The sequence below is a fragment of the Endozoicomonas sp. 4G genome (genome assembly GCF_023822025.1).
GTDB lineage: Bacteria > Pseudomonadota > Gammaproteobacteria > Pseudomonadales > Endozoicomonadaceae > Endozoicomonas_A.
In genome coordinates this window covers 5,544,473-5,563,015 of sequence record NZ_CP082909.1, presented here as the reverse complement: position 1 = coordinate 5,563,015, position 18,543 = coordinate 5,544,473, and the positions used below count along the sequence as shown (strand labels likewise).

Below are 18,543 nucleotides of genomic sequence, written 5' to 3'. Positions count from 1 at the left end.
TGTCGGGTCAGTCGATTTGAAGGTTGCCGTCGTTGAGCAGGTTGTTCAGGATTTGCGCCTCGGTGCCGCCTCCCCCGTAGTTTGAGAGATCAACGCCTTCCAGCTTGATCTTCTGGGTCACACTGCCGTCAGCGCCCGGCATCACTTCGATAGTGGTGTCGCCGTTACTGAAATTCAGGTTCAGGTATTGATCCAGAGAAATTGAATCATCCACCAGAACATCACTCAGATCGATAATGTCCCCGCCGGAGCCTGTGTTAAAGTCCTTGATGATATCCTGGGCAGGCGTCGCCACTGACCCCAGGTCAGACGAGAGCCAGACAAAGGTGTCGCTGTCATCACCACCGGTGAGAGTGTCATCGCCTACTCCGCCTGTGATGATATCCTCACCCGCACCACCAAAGATCAGGTCGTCCCCGGCATCACCGATAAGGGTGTCGGCACCGCCTTCACCTTTGATCGTGTCGGACTGGGCTGTACCATCGATAATTTCTCCGGAATGGGTACCCACGAGATCAACATCGCCAACCTTTAAAAACACTTTCGAGTCATCAATGACAGCCCCGTAGTTGCCAGCCCAGCCTTCCTGGTCTCTACCACCGTGTTCAAAATAAATATAACGGACACCGGCACCATAATTACTGAACGTGCTGGCAGCTTCCTGCCAGTTGTCGCTTGCAGTCAGTGTCCCGGAATTGTAAGAGGTAATGACATTATTGCTGGCGTCTCGCAGCTCAACTTTCAGGTAATAATCATCATCAAGGTGGGTATCTTTAAACCAGTCACTGACACCGATGTCAGGAGCGGAGTCAAGATACTGTTCGGTGAAGCCTTTGGCCACAAGGTCTATCGTTTGTGACTTTTTAGCCCATTCGTGGGAGGTAACCCATCCCTTACCGTCGCCATCATGACTGATATGTGTTGAAGCCCAGCCGTCACCACCGTTTTCAATAATGTTCCAGTCCGAGGTGCCATTCTGGCCACTGCTATTGGTCAGAAGGTTTTGAGAGTAGGCGCCTCTCACATTTAGAGTGAACGTCTGTGGGTCACTGGAAAGACTGCCATCGCTCACCGTAAAGCCAAAGCTGGTGCCAACATCCGGATTAGTCGCTGGGGCTGTATAGGTCAGATTGCCAAGGTCTGCTGCGGTGATGACCTGATTAGCCGTCACCGCTGCACCATTCAACGTTAAAGATCCGGAAGCGGGCAGAGTGGTGATAGTAACGGATTGCAGGCTGTCACCGGCATCAACGTCGGTGAAGCTGAAATCTTCTGCACTGAAGGTGTAACTGTCCGTCTGTTTTAATAAAAGACTGTTGTCTGATGATACCGGCTTGTCGTCTACCGAGTTGACCCTGATGGACAAGCTCTCACTGACTGATGAACTGTCACCGTTACTTTCTGTCGTGGTGGCTGTGAACGTCAGATTCATGGTATCTGTGCTGTCTGCCGGTGGTGTTATCTGCAGGTTAGCGAAGTCCCAGCCGGAAATATCGACAGCGGTGCCATCTGCTGTTATCGAGTGGCTGCCATCAGTGAGGACTGCTCCGGCAGGTACGCCATTGGCAGAAACGGTCAGCGTTTCAGAACCGTCGGTGTCGACCTGGGTAATGCCGAGATCCGGCAGATTGAAAGCGGTATCCTCATCCGTAGCACGCACTTTGGTGATTCGGATATTGTCCGCAGTGAATTCGTTGGAGCTTTCGTCGAATCGGAGCTCTGTACTGGGATTACCGGTAGCATTTAACAGGATGGTTTTGGTTGATGTATGGGTACCTGAACCAGGAGCTTCTGAATAGGTTGCGACTGTCTGTCCATTCCATTTCACCCAGATATTAGTAGTATGATGAAGATTCCTCATATGATTCAGAGTAAATGTTAATTCGTAAGTCTGTACTGAGCTGTCACTGGTGTCGATGTTTCTATAGCTCTCAGTTAAATGATAATTATGCAGCTGATTGTTCTTAACCAATGAATAATTGATGCCATAAGGGTTGCTTCGTTGCCAGCCGTCAGCATTGTTGCCATCAAAAGTACTATTCAATACTTCAGAGCTGATATTATTCATAGTGACGCTGTCCGCCACCGCTGCCACATCAAATGTCCGGGTATACTCACCAGAATAACTATTACCGTCGTGTATTTTAAAGCCGATAGAAGTGTAGTCATCACCGGCTTCGTTACTGTCTGGTTCAAAGACCAGAAGACCTGCTTCAATATCCGCTTTGCTGATGACCTGATCTTGCGTCACAGCAACGCCATTCAGCTTCAGGCTTCCCTCATCAGGTAAGGTTGATACCTTGATCTGGGTCATGTCAGCCGCTTCCTGAGCGCTGTGACTCAGATCGGTCAGAGTGAGGGCATAGCTGGTATCCTCATTGGCAGACAGCGTGCTGCTGTTGACATAAACCGTATAATCGCGAGTACTGCTGAGCTGGCCATCACTCACCTGCACCCTAATGGTGTGAGATGCGTTGCTGTCATGATCCAACAGTGTGCTGTCAGCCACTGAAATCTCACCGGTTGCACTGTTAATGGTGAAGCGGCCACCAGCGTCGTTAATCAATGAGTAAGTGAGTTGGTTACTGGCATTATCAACATCCGTTGCCGCTACTGAACCCAGAACAATGCCGTTGGCAGTCTGTTCGACGACATGGAAGGCATCGCTGACGAGATTTTCTACCGAGTCAGCTTCATAGAGGGCTTTGACCTGATGAGCACCCAGGCCAGTGTTGAAAATAGCAAGTTCACCTATGGAACCGTCCAGATGACCATCATTCCAGTGACTTTTTCCGATATAGTTGCCTGATCTGACAATCTCCGGAGGTGCAGCTCCGTTGAGATTCTCCCCGGCCAGCTCACCGTTTTTATAGACCCGCATTACCCCATTATCATCAACAGTAGCGGTCACATGAAGCCACTCGCCCGCGGTAAAGAAGTTGTTAATATGGAGCTGCCCGACCTTGGAGCCTCCATCAAAGATTTCAAACGCCAGTGCATTACCGGTGCCAATATGGGCAAGGAGAATGTTGTTGTTGGCAGAACCATCACCGAAGTCCACTATCCTCGACCAGTTCTGGCTCAGGCTATCGTATTTCACCCAGGCAGAAATGGTCATGGCTCCACCCAACTTAAGCCCTGAAATTTCGCCACTGCCGGAGCTACCATCCATTTCAAAGGCCTGGCCACCGTTATGTCCGCTGCCCAATGTGGCACTGCCACTGAGGGTCAGGTTGTTACCATTGCCTGAAATGTCCGTGTTATCTGAGAAACTGTAAGCGGCCTCAACTCCGCTTATGAGGGGACTGCCCAAGAGTTCAGGAGCATCGTTGGTATCGCTGATCTGAATGGTGTAGTTCTGTTGTGACGTTAGCTGACCGTCACTGACCTGAACGGCAATGGCGTGGGTGCTGGATGCTTCATAATCCAGAAGACTGCCGTCGGCAACAGTAATTTCTCCGGTAGCGCTATTGATAGCAAATCGGCCACCTGCATCATTAGTCAGGCTGTAAACCAGGTTATCACCCTCTGCGTCGGTGGCTTTGACAGAGCCTACTACGGTGCCATTTGAGCTGTTTTCAACGGCAGATAAAGGATCAACGTTTTTACCCGTAGCGGTATCCAGGAATCCGGAGACTGCACTGCCACCGTTCACGGCTATGTCACTGATGCCATAGCCTATATCGCTGTTGGACGTCGCAACCGATGTCGCTGTACCCGCTGTTTCAAAGTAGGTCGTTTTCTGTGCGCTACTGAGGCTGTTCCAGGTGGCCAGATCGGTGTATTTGGCTTCAATTGCTTTGAAGTTGAGAGTGCCGTTCTGGTTCTCGGTGATCTGGATTTTGACCCCTTTGCTGTAACTTCCGCCTGTTTTAATCAACCAGACAGAATCACCAAGCTCGAAGCCATTCGGCAAATTAAAAGAATCAGCAGACTTGTTGGTAATGGACGCGCCACCCCAGACAAAATCTATTTTTTCAACCACTGCTGCGGGTGCAATAGGTGCATCATTAACCGCGACAATATCAAATGTCCGGGTGTGCTCACCAGAATAGCTACTGCCGTCGTATACCTGAAAGCCGAAAGATGTGTAGTTATTACCGTTCTCGTCACTGTCTGGCTCAAATACCAGCAGGCCTGCTTCAATATCTGCTTTGCTGATGACCTGATTTGCTGTCACAACAACGCCATTAAGCTTCAGGCTTCCCTCGTCCGGTAAAGTGGATACCTTGATTTGAGTCATTGCATCCGCTTCCTGACCGCTGCTACTCAGGTCGGTCAGTGTCAGGGTGTAGCTTGTGTCCTCATCGGAAAATAGCGTGGATTCTGTCAGGTAAACCGTGTAATTGTGGGTGCTGCTGAGCTGGCCATCACTGACCTGCACCGTAATGGTGTGCGAAGCGTTGCTGTCATGATCCAGCAGAGTGCTGTCAGCCACGGAAATTTCACCGGTTACACTGTTAATGGCGAAGCGGCCACCGGCATCGTTCGTCAATGAGTAAGTCAGTAGGTTACTGGCACTATCAACATCCGTTGCCGTTACTGAACCCAGGACAGTGCCGTTGGCACTCTGTTCGATGACATGGAAGGCATCGCTGACGAGATTTGCTACCGAGTCAGCTTGATAGGCGGCTTTGACCTGATGAGCACTGAGGCCAGTGTTGAAAATAGCAAGATCGCCTATTGAGCCGTCCATACTAGCATCATTGATCCCATGACTCCTGCCGACGTAGTTGTTTGATCTGACAATCTCAGGAATCAAAGCCCCGTTGAGATTCTCTCCGGCCAGCTCTCCGTCTTTATAGACCCGCATCGCCCCGCTATCATCAACAGTGGCGGTCACATGAACCCACTCTCCTTCAGTAAAGAAGTCGCTGATAATAAGCTCTCCGTCTGCGGGGTAGCCTGCTCCATCGAAAATTTGAAAGGCGAGACCACTACCTGTGCCGACACGGGAAAGTAGAATATTGTTGTCAGCAAAGCCATCACCGAAGTCTATTACCCTGGACCAGCCTTGACTAAAGCTGTCGTATTTCACCCAGGCAGAAATGGTCAGGGCTCCACCTATCTTAAGCCCCGAAATCTCACCACTACTACTGGAGCTACCATCCAGTTCCAAGGCTTGGCCACCGTTATGTCCGCTGCCCAATGTGGCATTGCCATTCAGGGTCAGGTTGTTACCGTTACCTGAGATATCCGTGTTATCTGAGAAACTGTAGGCTGCCTCAACTCCTTCGATGAGAGGACTGCTTGATAATTCAGGGGCATCGTTGACAGCTGTGACATCGATTGACCACAAAACATCTGTTGTCTCTGAACCATCCGAAACGGAAATCCTGACTGACAGATTGCCAACATCAGGATCATCAGGTGTTCCGCTAAAGGTTCGGGTTGCGGCATCGAACGTCAGCCAGGCGGGCAAGGGATTGCCATTGGCCAGGCTGGCACTGTAAGTCAGTGCGTCGCCCTCTGCGTCGGAGAAGGCATTGGCGGGTATGGTGTAACTGAAAGCAGATTCTTCCGCCACAGTCTGATTATTAATGCTGCCAACCAGTTCCGGAGCATCGTTGACCCCGACAACATTAATCTTGAATTGGTCTGAAACACTGAGGACGCCGTCGCTGGCAGTCACTTTGATGGTGATTTGTCCAAGATCCGGGTCATCGGGTGTCCCGGAAAAAGTGCCATTGGATGGATCGAATGACAGCCATGCGGGTAACGGACTGCCATCATCCAGCGTGGCAGAATAAGTCAGGTTGTCACCGTCTATGTCGGAAAAAGCGTTTGCAGGTAATTGGTAGCTGAATGCCTGTTCTTCGGTTGCAGACTGGTCCGCCGTACCCGCATCAATAGCTGGACCGTCGTTGGTGCCATTAATAGTAATAACGATATTGTGGGTGGTGCCATCCAGAGACTTCACGGTGATGGTCTCGGTCAGGGTGTCACCATCGCCCAGAGTCTGAATATCGGCCTGGCTGTTACTGGCCGAATAGCTCCAGCTACCACTGCCATTAATGGCCAGTGAACCGTAGCTGCCGGTGATGGTCTCTGCGGTGAAACTGGCTTCGCCGCCATCAACATCGGTGATACTCAGAGTGCCGGAGGTCATCAAGGTGTTGCCGACGTCCTCAGTGACGCTGCCACTGTCATCGCCAGTGATCACCGCTGCATCGTTGGTGCCATTGATGGTAATAACGATATTGTGGGTGGTGCCATCCAGGGACTTTACTGTGATGGTCTCGGTCAAGCTGTCACCATCCCCTAAGGCCTGAATATCAGCATGGTTGTTACTAGCCGAATAGCTCCAGCTACCACTGCCATTAATAGTCAGTGAACCGTAGCTGCCAGTGATGGTCTCTGCGGTAAAACTGGCTTCGCCGCCATCAACATCGGTGACAATCAGGGTGCCTGAGGTCATCAGGGTGTTGCCAGCATCCTCAGTGACGCTGCCACTGTCATCGCCAGTGATGACTGCCGCGTCGTTAGTGCCGTTGATGGTAATAACGATATTGTGGGTAGTGCCATCCAGAGACCGAACCGTCAGGGTCTCGGTCAAGCTGTCACCATTGCCCAGAGCCTGAATATCAGCATGGTTATTATTGGCCGAATAGCTCCAGCTACCACTGCCATTAATGGTCAGTGAACCATAGCTGCCGGTGATGGTCTCCGCGGTAAAACCGGCTTCGCCGCCATCAACATCAGTGACAGTCAGGGTGCCGGAGGTCACCAAGGTGTTGCTGGCATCCTCAGTGACGCTGCCACTGTCATCACCCGTGATCACCGCCGCGTCGTTGGTGCCGTTGATGGTAATAACGATATTGTGGGTGGTGCCATCCAGAGACTTTACGGTGATGGTCTCGGACAGGCTGTCACCATTGCCCAAGGTCTGAATATCGGCCTGACTGTTACTGGCCGAATAGTTCCAGCTTCCGTTGTTGGCGATGGCCAGTGAACCGTAGCTGCCAGTGATGGTCTCTGCGGTGAAACTGGCTTCGCCGCCATCAACATCGGTGACAGTCAGGGTGCCTGAGGTCGTCAGGGTGTTGCCGGCGTCCTCAGTGACGCTACCAGTATCATCGCCAGTGATGACCGCAGCATCGTTGGTGCCGTTAATGGTGATAACGATATTGTGGGTGGTGCCATCCAGAGATTTTACGGTGATGGTCTCGGACAGGCTGTCACCATTGCCCAGAGTTTGAATATCGGCCTGGCTGTTACTGGCCGAATAGCTCCAGCTACCACTGCCATTAATGGTCAGTGAACCGTAGGTGCCGGTGATGGTCTCTGCGGTGAAACTGGCTTCGCCGCTATCGACATCGGTGACAGTCAGGGTGCCGGAGGTCGTCAGGGTGTTGCCGGCGTCCTCAGTGACGCTGCCACTGTCATCGCCAGTGATGACTGCCGCGTCGTTGGTGCCGTTGATGGTAATGACGATATCGCGGGTGGTGCCATCCAGAGACTTTACGGTGATGGTCTCGGTCAGGGCGTCACCATCGCCCAGAGTCTGAATATCGGCCTGGCTGTTACTGGCCGAATAGCTCCAGCTACCACTGCCATTAATAGTCAGTGAACCGTAGCTGCCAGTGATGGTTTCTGCTGTGAAACTGGCTTCGCCGCCATCAACATCGGTGACAGTCAGGGTGCCTGAGGTCACCAAGGTGTTGCTGGCGTCTTCAGTGACGCTGCCACTGTCATCACCCGTGATCACCGCCGCGTCGTTGGTGCCGTTAATGGTAATAACGATATTGTGGGTGGTGCCATCCAGAGATTTTACGGTGATGGTCTCGGACAGGCTGTCACCATCGCCCAGAGCCTGAATATCAGCATGGTTGTTACTGGCCGAATAGCTCCAGCTACCACTGGCATCAATGATCAATGAACCGTAGCTGCCGGTGATGGTCTCCGCGGTAAAACCGGCTTCGCCGCCATCAACATCGGTGACACTCAGGGTGCCTGAGGTCATCAGGGTGTTGCCGGCGTCCTCAGTGACGCTGCCACTGTCATCGCCAGTGATTACTGCCGCATCGTTGGTGCCGTTAACGGTGATAACGATATTGTGGGTGGTGCCATCCAGAGTCTTTACGGTGATGGTCTCGGTCAAGCTGTCACCATTGCCCAGAGCCTGAATATCGGCCTGACTGTTACTGGCCGAATAGCTCCAGCTACCACTGGTATTAATGGTCAGTGAACCGTAGCTGCCAGTGATGGTCTCTGCTGTGAAACTGGCTTCGCCGCCATCAGCATCGGTGACACTCAGGGTGCCGGAGGTCACCAAGGTGTTGCTGGCGTCTTCAGTAACGCTGCCACTGTCATCACCCGTGATCACCGCCGCGTCGTTGGTGCCGTTGATGGTAATGACAATATTGTGGGTAGTGCCATCCAGAGACTTTACGGTGACGGTCTCGGTCAGGGTATCACCATCCCCCAGAGCCTGAATATCAGCCCGGTTGTTATTAGCCGAATAGCTCCAGCTACCACTGCCATTAATAGTCAGTGAACCGTAGCTGCCGGTGATGGTCTCTGCGGTGAAACTGGCTTCGCCACCATCAACATCGGTGACACTCAGGGTGCCGGAGGTCATCAAGGTGTTGCCAGCATCCTCAGTGACGCTGCCACTGTCATCGCCCGTGATCACCGCTACATCGTTGGTGCCATTGATGGTAATGACGATATTGTGGGTGGTGCCATCCAGGGACTTTACGGTGATGGTCTCGGTCAAGCTGTCACCATTGCCCAGAGCCTTAATATCGGCCTGACTGTTACTGGCCGAATAGCTCCAGCTACCACTGGCATCAATGATCAATGAACCGTAGCTGCCGGTGATGGTCTCTGCGGTGAAACTGGCTTCGCCTCCGTCAACATCGGTGACACTCAGGGTGCCTGAGGTCATCAGGGTGTTGCCGGCGTCCTCAGTGACGCTGCCACTGTCATCGCCAGTGATCACCGCTGCATCGTTGGTGCCATTGATGGTAATAACGATATTGTGGGTGGTGCCATCCAGGGACTTTACTGTGATGGTCTCGGTCAAGCTGTCACCATCCCCTAAGGCCTGAATATCAGCATGGTTGTTACTAGCCGAATAGCTCCAGCTACCACTGCCATTAATAGTCAGTGAACCGTAGCTGCCGGTGATGGTCTCTGCGGTGAAACTGGCTTCGCCACCATCAACATCGGTGACACTCAGGGTGCCGGAGGTCATCAGAGTGTTGCCAGCATCCTCAGTGACGCTGCCACTGTCATCGCCAGTGATGACTGCCGCGTCGTTGGTGCCGTTGATGGTAATGACGATATTGTGGGTGGTGCCATCCAGAGACCGAACCGTCAGGGTCTCCGTCAGGCTGTCACCATTGCCCAGAGCCTGAATATCGGCCTGACTGTTATTGGCCGAATAGTTCCAGCTTCCGTTGTTGGCGATGGTCAGTGAACCATAGCTGCCGGTGATGGTCTCCGCGGTAAAACCGGCTTCGCCGCCATCAACATCGGTGACACTCAGGGTGCCGGAGGTCACCAAGGTGTTGCTGGCGTCTTCAGTAACGCTGCCACTGTCATCACCCGTGATCACCGCCGCGTCGTTGGTGCCGTTGATGGTAATGACAATATTGTGGGTAGTGCCATCCAGAGACTTTACGGTGACGGTCTCGGTCAGGGTATCACCATCCCCCAGAGCCTGAATATCAGCCTGGTTGTTATTAGCCGAATAGCTCCAGCTACCACTGCCATTAATAGTCAGTGAACCGTAGCTGCCAGTGATGGTCTCTGCGGTGAAACTGGCTTCGCCGCCATCAACATCGGTGACACTCAGGGTGCCGGAGGTCATCAGGATGTTGCCGGCGTCCTCAGTGACGCTGCCACTGTCATCCCCAGTGATCACCGCTGCATCGTTGGTGCCATTGATGGTAATAACGATATTGTGGGTGGTGCCATCCAGAGACTTCACCGTCAGGGTCTCGGTCAGGGTGTCACCATCCCCCAGAGCCTGAATATCGGCCTGATTGTTACTGGCCGAATAGCTCCAGCTTCCACTGGCATTAATGGACAGTGAACCGTAGCTGCCGGTGATGGTCTCTGCGGTGAAACTGGCTTCGCCACCATCAACATCGGTGACACTCAGGGTGCCGGAGGTCATCAGAGTGTTGCCAGCATCCTCAGTGACGCTGCCACTGTCATCGCCAGTGATGACTGCCGCGTCGTTGGTGCCGTTGATGGTAATGACGATATTGTGGGTGGTGCCATCCAGAGACCGAACCGTCAGGGTCTCCGTCAGGCTGTCACCATTGCCCAGAGCCTGAATATCGGCCTGACTGTTATTGGCCGAATAGTTCCAGCTTCCATTGTTGGCGATGGTCAGTGAACCGTAGCTGCCGGTGATGGTCTCTGCGGTAAAACTGGCTTCGCCACCATCAACATCGGTGACACTCAGGGTGCCTGAGGTCATCAGGGTGTTGCCAGCATCCTCAGTGACGCTGCCACTGTCATCGCCCGTGATCACCGCTACATCGTTGGTGCCATTGATGGTAATGACGATATTGTGGGTGGTGCCATCCAGAGACTTCACGGTGATGGTCTCGGACAGGCTGTCACCATTGCCCAAGGTCTGAATATCGGCCTGACTGTTACTGGCCGAATAGTTCCAGCTTCCGTTGTTGGCGATGGCCAGTGAACCGTAGCTGCCAGTGATGGTTTCTGCTGTGAAACTGGCTTCGCCGCCATCAACATCGGTGACACTCAGAGTGCCGGAGGTCATCAAGGTGTTGCCGACGTCTTCAGTGACGCTGCCAGTATCATCGCCAGTGATAACTGCCACATCGTTGGTGCCATTGATGTTAATAACGATATTGTGTGTAGTGCCATCCAAAGACCGAACCGTCAGGGTCTCGGTCAAGCTGTCACCATTGCCCAAAGCCTGAATATCGGCCTGGCTGTTACTGGCCGAATAGCTCCAACTACCACTGGCATTAATGGTCAGTGAACCGTAACTGCCGGTGATGGTCTCTGCGGTGAAACTGGCCTCTCCCTGGTCAGCATCAATGACAGTCAGGGAGCCTGATGTTGTGAGTGTGCTGGCATGACTGTCTTCAGCTACGGTTACTGTATCAAGGCCTGTTATCTGTGCGGTGTCGTTTGTACCAGTGATGACCAGAGTGGCAGTCTGGGCAACTGAACCACCATTGCCGTCTTCAATGTCATAGCTGTAGACAATGGTTTCAGTCACTCCGTCGGGAAGATAGTCATAGGCACCGGGGTCAATGGTAAGGATGTTGCCATTGATGGTGATGCCAGAGTCGTCACCAGATGACAGGGTGATCTGAGTCACGGAGAGATTATCACCAACATCAACATCTGCAGCAGACTCAAGCAGGTCGATGTTGACTGAAGCCGAGTCTTCAACAACATTTTTCGCAATGGCAGAGCTGACCGTTGGGTCATCATTGACCGATGTAATGCTGAAGTCGAAAGTCGCTGAAGATGAGAAAAGTTGGCCATCACTGACCTGAAATTCGAATGAGGCGTAAAGGTTGCCATGTTCGTTTTGAGTCGGCTCAAATTTCAACCGGCCTGCCAACAGCTCACTTTTTGTCACTTCCATACCCGCAGTAACAGCTGATCCGTTAAAGAGCAGCGCACCTGCCAGAGGCAACTGAGTAATTTTGATGCTTTGCAGTGTCTGCCCGGCATCCGGGTCAGTGAAGGCGAAGTCGGATGTGCTGAAGATATAAGGTGTATCTTCGTCGGATGTCACCAGCGTACCTGCCGAAACCGGAGCATCATTGACAGAAATGATGAGATCAACATTCCCCACAACGGGTGCTTCGTTGATGTCGTTGACTTCAAGGGTAAAGCTCTCTGAATAGGCGGCACCATCAACATCAGTCGTTGTCACCTTAACATCAACGGATTCATCGGTTTCGTGGTCAAGGGCTATACCTTCTTTCAGCTTGAGATCGCCGTCTACCACTTCAAAGCGATGGTCATCGACGGTGTAGGTGTGAGTGTCAGAAAGATCTTTGTCTGTGGTAGACAAAGTACCCACAACTGCACCATCCTGATTTTCATCAATACGGGTTCCGGATAGATCAATATCTTCCGGATTATCATTGCTGCCCTCAATGGTAATGGACGCACTCTGACTGACAACACCACCCTGCCCGTCTTCTATTTCGTAGCTGTACTCGATCACTTCAGATTCACCTGCCGCCAGATGCTCATAAGCAGATGCATCCACAGCAAGGCTGTTGTCATCGTCCGCGATAGTAATACCTGAAGGATCACCGGCGGTTATCTTGAGAGAGACGGCCTTAAGGCTGTCTGATGCATCCAGGTCGAACGCACCTGCCAAGAGGTCAACGTTAAAGTCATCGCTGTTCTTATCGAACGTCTGGATGACAGCTTCTCTGACCTGAGGCTGATCATTGTCGCCTGAGAGCGTAATGGTGACAGACTCTAAAACAGACTCTCCCCGGGAATTCGTGACCCGATATTCGTAGGTCAGGGTTTCTGTTTCTCCAGCAGCCAGATATTTATAGGCCTCAGGGTCAACACTCAGACTGCTGCCGTCCAGACCAATACTGACACCCGCCTCATTGCCCTCAGTCAGGCGTAACTGAGTCACCGAGAGGGTTTCTGAAGGATCCTTGTCAAAAGCCTGAGAGAGCAGATCGATGGTCGTTTCCCCATCACTCTGAACAAGCTCGGCTAATACAGGCTCGGCAGTTTCCGGGGCATCGCCGACATCACTCTCACCTGTAATGGTGATATCAACAGAAGCTCTTGAGCTGGCACCCCTGCTGTCTTTGGCTTGAAAAACAAAAGTGACAACCGATTGTTCACCTGCCGCAAGGTAATCGAAGTCACTGCCGGGCAGGAAGCGAAAGCTACCATCGTCATTCAGTATCAACTGCCCTGAGTCAGGAGCAGTGACCAGACTGAACTTTAGCGCTTCCCCGGAGTTGGCGTCGTAAGCCTGGAGCTTGCCTTCAAGCTCTGTCGCGCTTTCACTGCTTCCCATCACCATGTTTTGAGCGGTGGGTGCATAATTGACAGGAACGGAAGCAGTTAATACTTCATGGTATCGTTCGGATACCGGCAGTGGTTCGATGGATTTAAGCGGTTGTTCAATCTCTTCTGATGATTCCGATAGCGGCTTTGTCTTGCTTTGCTCTTCTAATTCTGTGGCCTCTCTTTCCACCACTACGACTTCACTGGAGAAGCCATTACTTACTTCCGGGCCAGGATCTTGAGAGGAACTGTCGGGCTCTTCTGATGAAGAGAGCTCAGCAACGTCAACAGGATTAACTTTAATAGGGGGAATTTCGGCAGAACCTGCCCTGTCTGCATTAGCATCCAGTATCTCTTCGATTTCTGATGACAGCTTAGCATCAGAAGGTGATGCAGTTTGAAGCATATTCTCCAGCATAACCAGCTGGGACTGCCCCTCCAGCTGAATGACTTCACTATTAACGAGAAGAATAGAGACAGGGCCACTGGATTCGGAGACGACCCTCTCATTGAGATAGAGTGGATCTCCTTCCTTAAGAATGCGTTTGCTGCCATCAGGAGCGATGGCGAATACATCGCCATCGGTATCCTGAACATGACCAATAACAGGTCTGGAACCATCAGAATTGGAATTCATAGCCCCTTCCCGGGAAGCGTCTACCGCTCAGTCAGAGCATTCTGCCTGGCCCTGAGAATTGGCTTCATCAGATATTCCATCAGGGTTTTTTCTCCGGTGATAATATCGATGTTAGCCTTCATACCCGGGATGATTTCCAGCGGTTTTTCAGGGTTGCCAAGCTGGTTTTCATGGGTTCTGACGCGAACGATGTAGAAACTTTCGCCTTTTTCATCTTTGATGGTATCGGCACTTATATGGTCTACCACACCCTCAAGCCCACCATAGACGGCAAAGTCATAGGCTGTCAGTTTGACCACAGACTTCATACCTTCCCTGAGAAAGCCTATATCTTTAGGAGCGATCTGGGCTTCAACCAAGAGGGATTCCTCTACAGGAACAATTTCCATGACATCCATGCCAGGCTGTATAACGCCGCCTACCGTTTTGACATTAATCTTTTTAACAATGCCTTCAACCGGTGAGCGAAGCAGTGTCCTGACCACCTGGTCTTCCAGGCTGGTTTGTGTTTCAGACATTTGATCCAGTTTGACTTCAGATTCCTTCAGCTCCTGCACCACTTCTTCCCGGAATTTGACCGTCAGTTCCCGCTTACGTGCCAGAGCCTCCTGGTAAGCTTCGCTCAACTTGGGAATGGACAGCTCTGTCATATTCTTCTCGGAAGCCAGATCATTCACTCTCTGCTTGAGTTGAATCATTTCTACATGGGAAACCACGCCTTGCTCAGCCAGGGGGTTGGTCAGCTCCAGCTCTTCTTCTCCCAGCTCCAGACTGGTGGTTAAAAACTCCAGCTGTGACTCGGAAGCGGCCAGTTCATGTTTGGCCTGGGATGCTTGTTTGTTGACAATATCCAGCTCAGCTTTGAGCCCGGCATCGCGTCTCTGGTAAATCTGGATTTCCCGGTCAACATAATCCTGATAATCATTTAATTGAGGAGGAAACTTCAGTGGATTGCCAGACAGTTCAGCCCTGAGTCTGGCGGCTCTGGCCAGCTCACTGTAATACTCAACAGCGCCTTCCCTGAAAGTAGATTTGAAGCGGGTATCATCCAGTTGCAGCAGTGGCTGCCCTTCCTTGACCAGCTCGCCCTCACGGACATAAAGCTCTTCCAGTATGCCGCCTTCAAAGTTCTGAATGACCTGTAGATGAGAAGAGGGAACGACTTCACCCATACCCCGGGTGATTTCATCCAATGGTGCCAGACTGGCCCAGGTGATGGCTGAGCCAATAGCCAGCAACATGGTGTAAATGAGCAACCTGCCGCCTGTTGGTGCTTTCATAAGCATGGCGGCACTGGTATCAGACATGTACTCCAGGTCTTCCGGGCTGACATTGTCTTCTAATGAAGCCGTATTCTCCAGGATTTCCTCTTCTTCAACCTGTCTGTCCAGTTCTTCACGATCATCCACTATGACTTCTTCAGTCACGGCTTGCTGATCCTCAGAACTCGATTCATACGCTGTCTCCGGCGGAGTCGTTGGTTGAGTATCTGAAGCCGGTTGATCTTCTGGTAATTCAGAAGCGTTTTTATCGTCCTTGTAGTCGCTCATTGCACGATCCTGTTTAATCCATTCAAGGTCATTGGCAGTTCATTGCTGACTGCAGGGTTATTCGATTTTGAGTTTGCCCTGCTTAAGGGCGGCGTGAACCTGATCCTTGGGTCCGTCCGCAACAATCTTGCCGTTATCCACCAGAATCAGGCGATCAACCAGCTCCAGCATGGAAGCCTTATGAGTGACCAGAACAATGGTTTTATCCTTGCATTGCTTTTTCAGTTGCTCTTTGACCCGCAACTCGGTGGTGTTATCCATGGAGCTGGAGGGTTCATCCAGAACCAGAATCGGTGGGTCCATCAGGAGTGCTCTGGCTAAGGCGATACTTTGTCGCTGTCCACCTGAGAGGTTTTGTCCCCTTTCGCCCACGATCATGTCCATGCCATTGGGGTGCTTGTTGGCGAATTCCGTCACACCGGATATTTCAGCCGCTTTCAGCAAGGCGGCGTCGTCAACGAAGCTGGCACCGAGGGTGATGTTTTCTTTAATGCTTCCGTAAAACAGGGTGATGTCCTGAGAGACACAGCCAATGCTGCTTCGAAGGTCCGAAGGATTGATCTGTCTCAGGTCAATACCATCGACTCGGATGGCACCTTCATTAGGCTCATAAAGACCAAGAATCAGCTTCTCTATGGTCGTTTTTCCAGAACCGATACGACCGATAATGGCTACTTTCTCACCAGGCTTGATGTTCAGGCTGATGTTTCTGAGCGCCTGGATCTCCTGACCCGGATAGGTGAAATTGACACCATCAAATTCGATACTTCCGGCCAGCTCAGGACGATTGACGTAGTCACGGTCCGCTGGACGTTCTACCGGCATATCCATGATGTCGTTAAGTCCATCCAGGGCCGATTTAGCCTGGTTGTAGCGAGTGGCAAGGCCAGCTACCTGAGCCATGGGCGCGAGGCATCGACCTGACAACATAACGGTAGCAATCAGACCACCCATACTGAGGTCACCCTCAGAAATCAGGAACACACCGTAAGACACCAGGGCAATGTTACACATCTGTTGAACATAAGCACTGACGGTTGATGCGGAAGAACTCAATAGCTTGGTTTTGATACTCCAGGTAGCTATGTGGCCTACTGCTTTTTCCCACTTGTACTGAATTTCGCTCTCTGCCTGGGCAATCTTCAGGGCTTCCATGCCAGAAAGGCTTTCAATCAGGGTGGCGTTTTTCTGGGAGTTGGAGCGCAGGGTTTTCTCAACAGAACGCTTGAGAGGTGCCTGAATGGCAAAACTGTACAGGGCTATCAGAGCCATACAGAACACAGGAATGTAAGCTAATGGACCACCCAGAATGAAAATCACCATCAATATGATCAGGGTGAAAGGCAGATCCACCAGAGCAATCACCGTTGATGAAGTGATAAATTCCCGGATGCTCTCAAATTCCTGAAGGCTCTTGGCAAAGGAACCGACCGAAACCGGTTTGGCCGACATGCTTAATCCCAGCACCCGCTCCATCACCCGGGATGAGAGCAGTATGTCCGACTTTTTGCCTGCAAGGTCAATAAAGTAACTTCGAATCATTTTCAGAACGAAGTCAAAGCTGAAGATAATAATGGCACCCACAGCTAGCACCCAGAGGGTATCAAAAGCCTGGTTGGGCACCACTCTGTCGTAAACATTCATGACAAACAGCGGGCTGGCCACCACAAAAATATTGATCAGCAAGGAAGCCAGCAAGACATCCCGGTAAATTCTCCAGGAGCCAAGAATCGTGCCCCAGAACCAATGTCGGGAGCGAATATTCAGCGTCGTGGGGGTGCGCTTGTCATACCGGTGTTTTTCCCGGACATAAATGGTGTAGCCGGTATAGTGCTCTTCCAGATCCGAAAGGTCGATGTCTTGAACACCTTCTCCCGCTTCAGGAATAATCACCCGGGCTTTTTCTTCTTCATGATCAATATCAATCAGAATGCAGGCTTTACGTTCTTTTAGAAAAAGAACCGTAGGCGTGACCAGAGGAGAGATATCTTTTAATGCTCTCTTATGGGTTTTCGACGCAAGGCCTGCTCTTTCGGCTGCCCGGGAAAATAGCTCTGCGGTCAGTTTGCCGTTTTCAAGGGGTAACCCGGCACGAAGGGAATCGTGAGAAAAGGGCTTTCCATAATGCTTGGTTAGAATACTGAGGCATTCCAATAGAGGGTCAAACTCCAGTTGGTCGCTCTCTGGTATACCCCACTCTTCGTTTGCATCTTCTGCAGCTGCACTGTAATTCATAGTTTCTGCCACTGAATTAATAAAATAAAATACAGAGGTACTGCCTGTTCTGTAACTTGTTCTGTAAAAGCGTATCTGAAATTAATAGTAGCGTAGTTTATTGGTCTTAAATAATTAATAAGAAATCATTTGAAAATTGTCTTATATCTGACGACTGATTGTTGTTAACCAAATAAGACATTAAATATGATGCTTTTTTGGCATGGAGGTGTTTTGTGAGTTTTGAAGGTGTTAAGTCTTTTGCTGCAAGTCATTTAAGTCTTTCCGGCTTTAAAAACGATTGTAAAAAATTATATGGGAAGATTTTTGGCAAACTGGTTCACGTTCTTGAAGGGCTAACAACGGTTTTGGACAAAGTCAAAAAATCCCCCAGGACCGATTTGGCATTTAATCAGTCTATTTATAAACGCAAAACCAATCCCTGGAGTGTGAAGACCAGGCTTCATTACTGGCACCTTGAACGAAATGAGCACAAAGCAAGATCGTTAATGAATGACTTTCTGGAAAATCTGGTTGAAAGAGGTGCTGGTATCGAAGACCTTTCCTCCGATAAAGCCAAAGCATTGACCAGTGAGTTAATGGAGATCCTTATTGAGTTGGACGCTACTGTTTTTAAAGCGTTTTCAATTGCTGAAGGTCGCAAGGCCAGTCCAGATGATTTGGGCCTGGCAATGCGCGCTCTTTTTGATGAGGTTGAAGGTTCAATAGTCGGTAACGAAAAACTAAAAGCGCAATTAGGTGAAAAAGGCTTTTTATATAAATTTGTTTGTGCCTGTGCAAAGCTGAATTTTATTGATGTGGATGAGGTATCGGAAAATGACAAACTATTCAAGACTCGTGCAATCAATTGCTTGAGCGTAGAAGGTCTCAACTTTTTGCACAGTATTTTGATGCTTCACTACGAGATGACGGATAGCGAGCTTCCTGATGAAAAAGAATCATTACAAAAACAAATTAGTAAGGTGTCTGCCGACGATGAAGATATTTTACCCATGAGTCAGATCATTTTTAACAGATTTCGTATTTAAGATTAGGGTTTATGCCATTTGTCATCCATCGGATGATTTTAGTGTCATGTTGCCTGGATTTATATTCTTCTGGAAAAGAATGATCGACTGAGAACCA

At 50.7% G+C, this 18,543-nt stretch carries 4 protein-coding genes; 1 reads left to right on the top strand and 3 read right to left on the bottom strand.

Annotated elements, in window-relative coordinates; genetic code table 11:
- Positions 1-7: 7 nt before the first annotated feature.
- From K7B67_RS22035 to K7B67_RS22025, 3 genes are read right to left on the bottom strand one after another with little or no spacing between them, the layout of a single operon-like run.
- Positions 8-13,633 (bottom strand): VCBS domain-containing protein, encoded by a 13,626-nt coding sequence (locus K7B67_RS22035; protein WP_252177988.1) that lies wholly within the window; start codon positions 13,631-13,633, stop codon positions 8-10.
- A gap of 20 nt (positions 13,634-13,653) precedes the next feature.
- A complete protein-coding gene (locus K7B67_RS22030; protein ID WP_252177987.1) occupies positions 13,654-15,183 on the bottom strand; it encodes an HlyD family type I secretion periplasmic adaptor subunit in 1,530 nt (509 codons plus the stop codon).
- Between the two features lie 57 nt (positions 15,184-15,240).
- Positions 15,241-17,418 (bottom strand): type I secretion system permease/ATPase, encoded by a 2,178-nt coding sequence (locus K7B67_RS22025; RefSeq protein WP_252177986.1) that lies wholly within the window; start codon positions 17,416-17,418, stop codon positions 15,241-15,243.
- 215 nt (positions 17,419-17,633) lie between these two features.
- Here K7B67_RS22025 and K7B67_RS22020 point away from each other — a divergent pair, with 215 nt between their 5' ends.
- Entirely contained in the window at positions 17,634-18,446 is an 813-nt protein-coding gene (locus K7B67_RS22020; protein WP_252177985.1) for a hypothetical protein, read from the top strand.
- Positions 18,447-18,543: the final 97 nt, after the last annotated feature.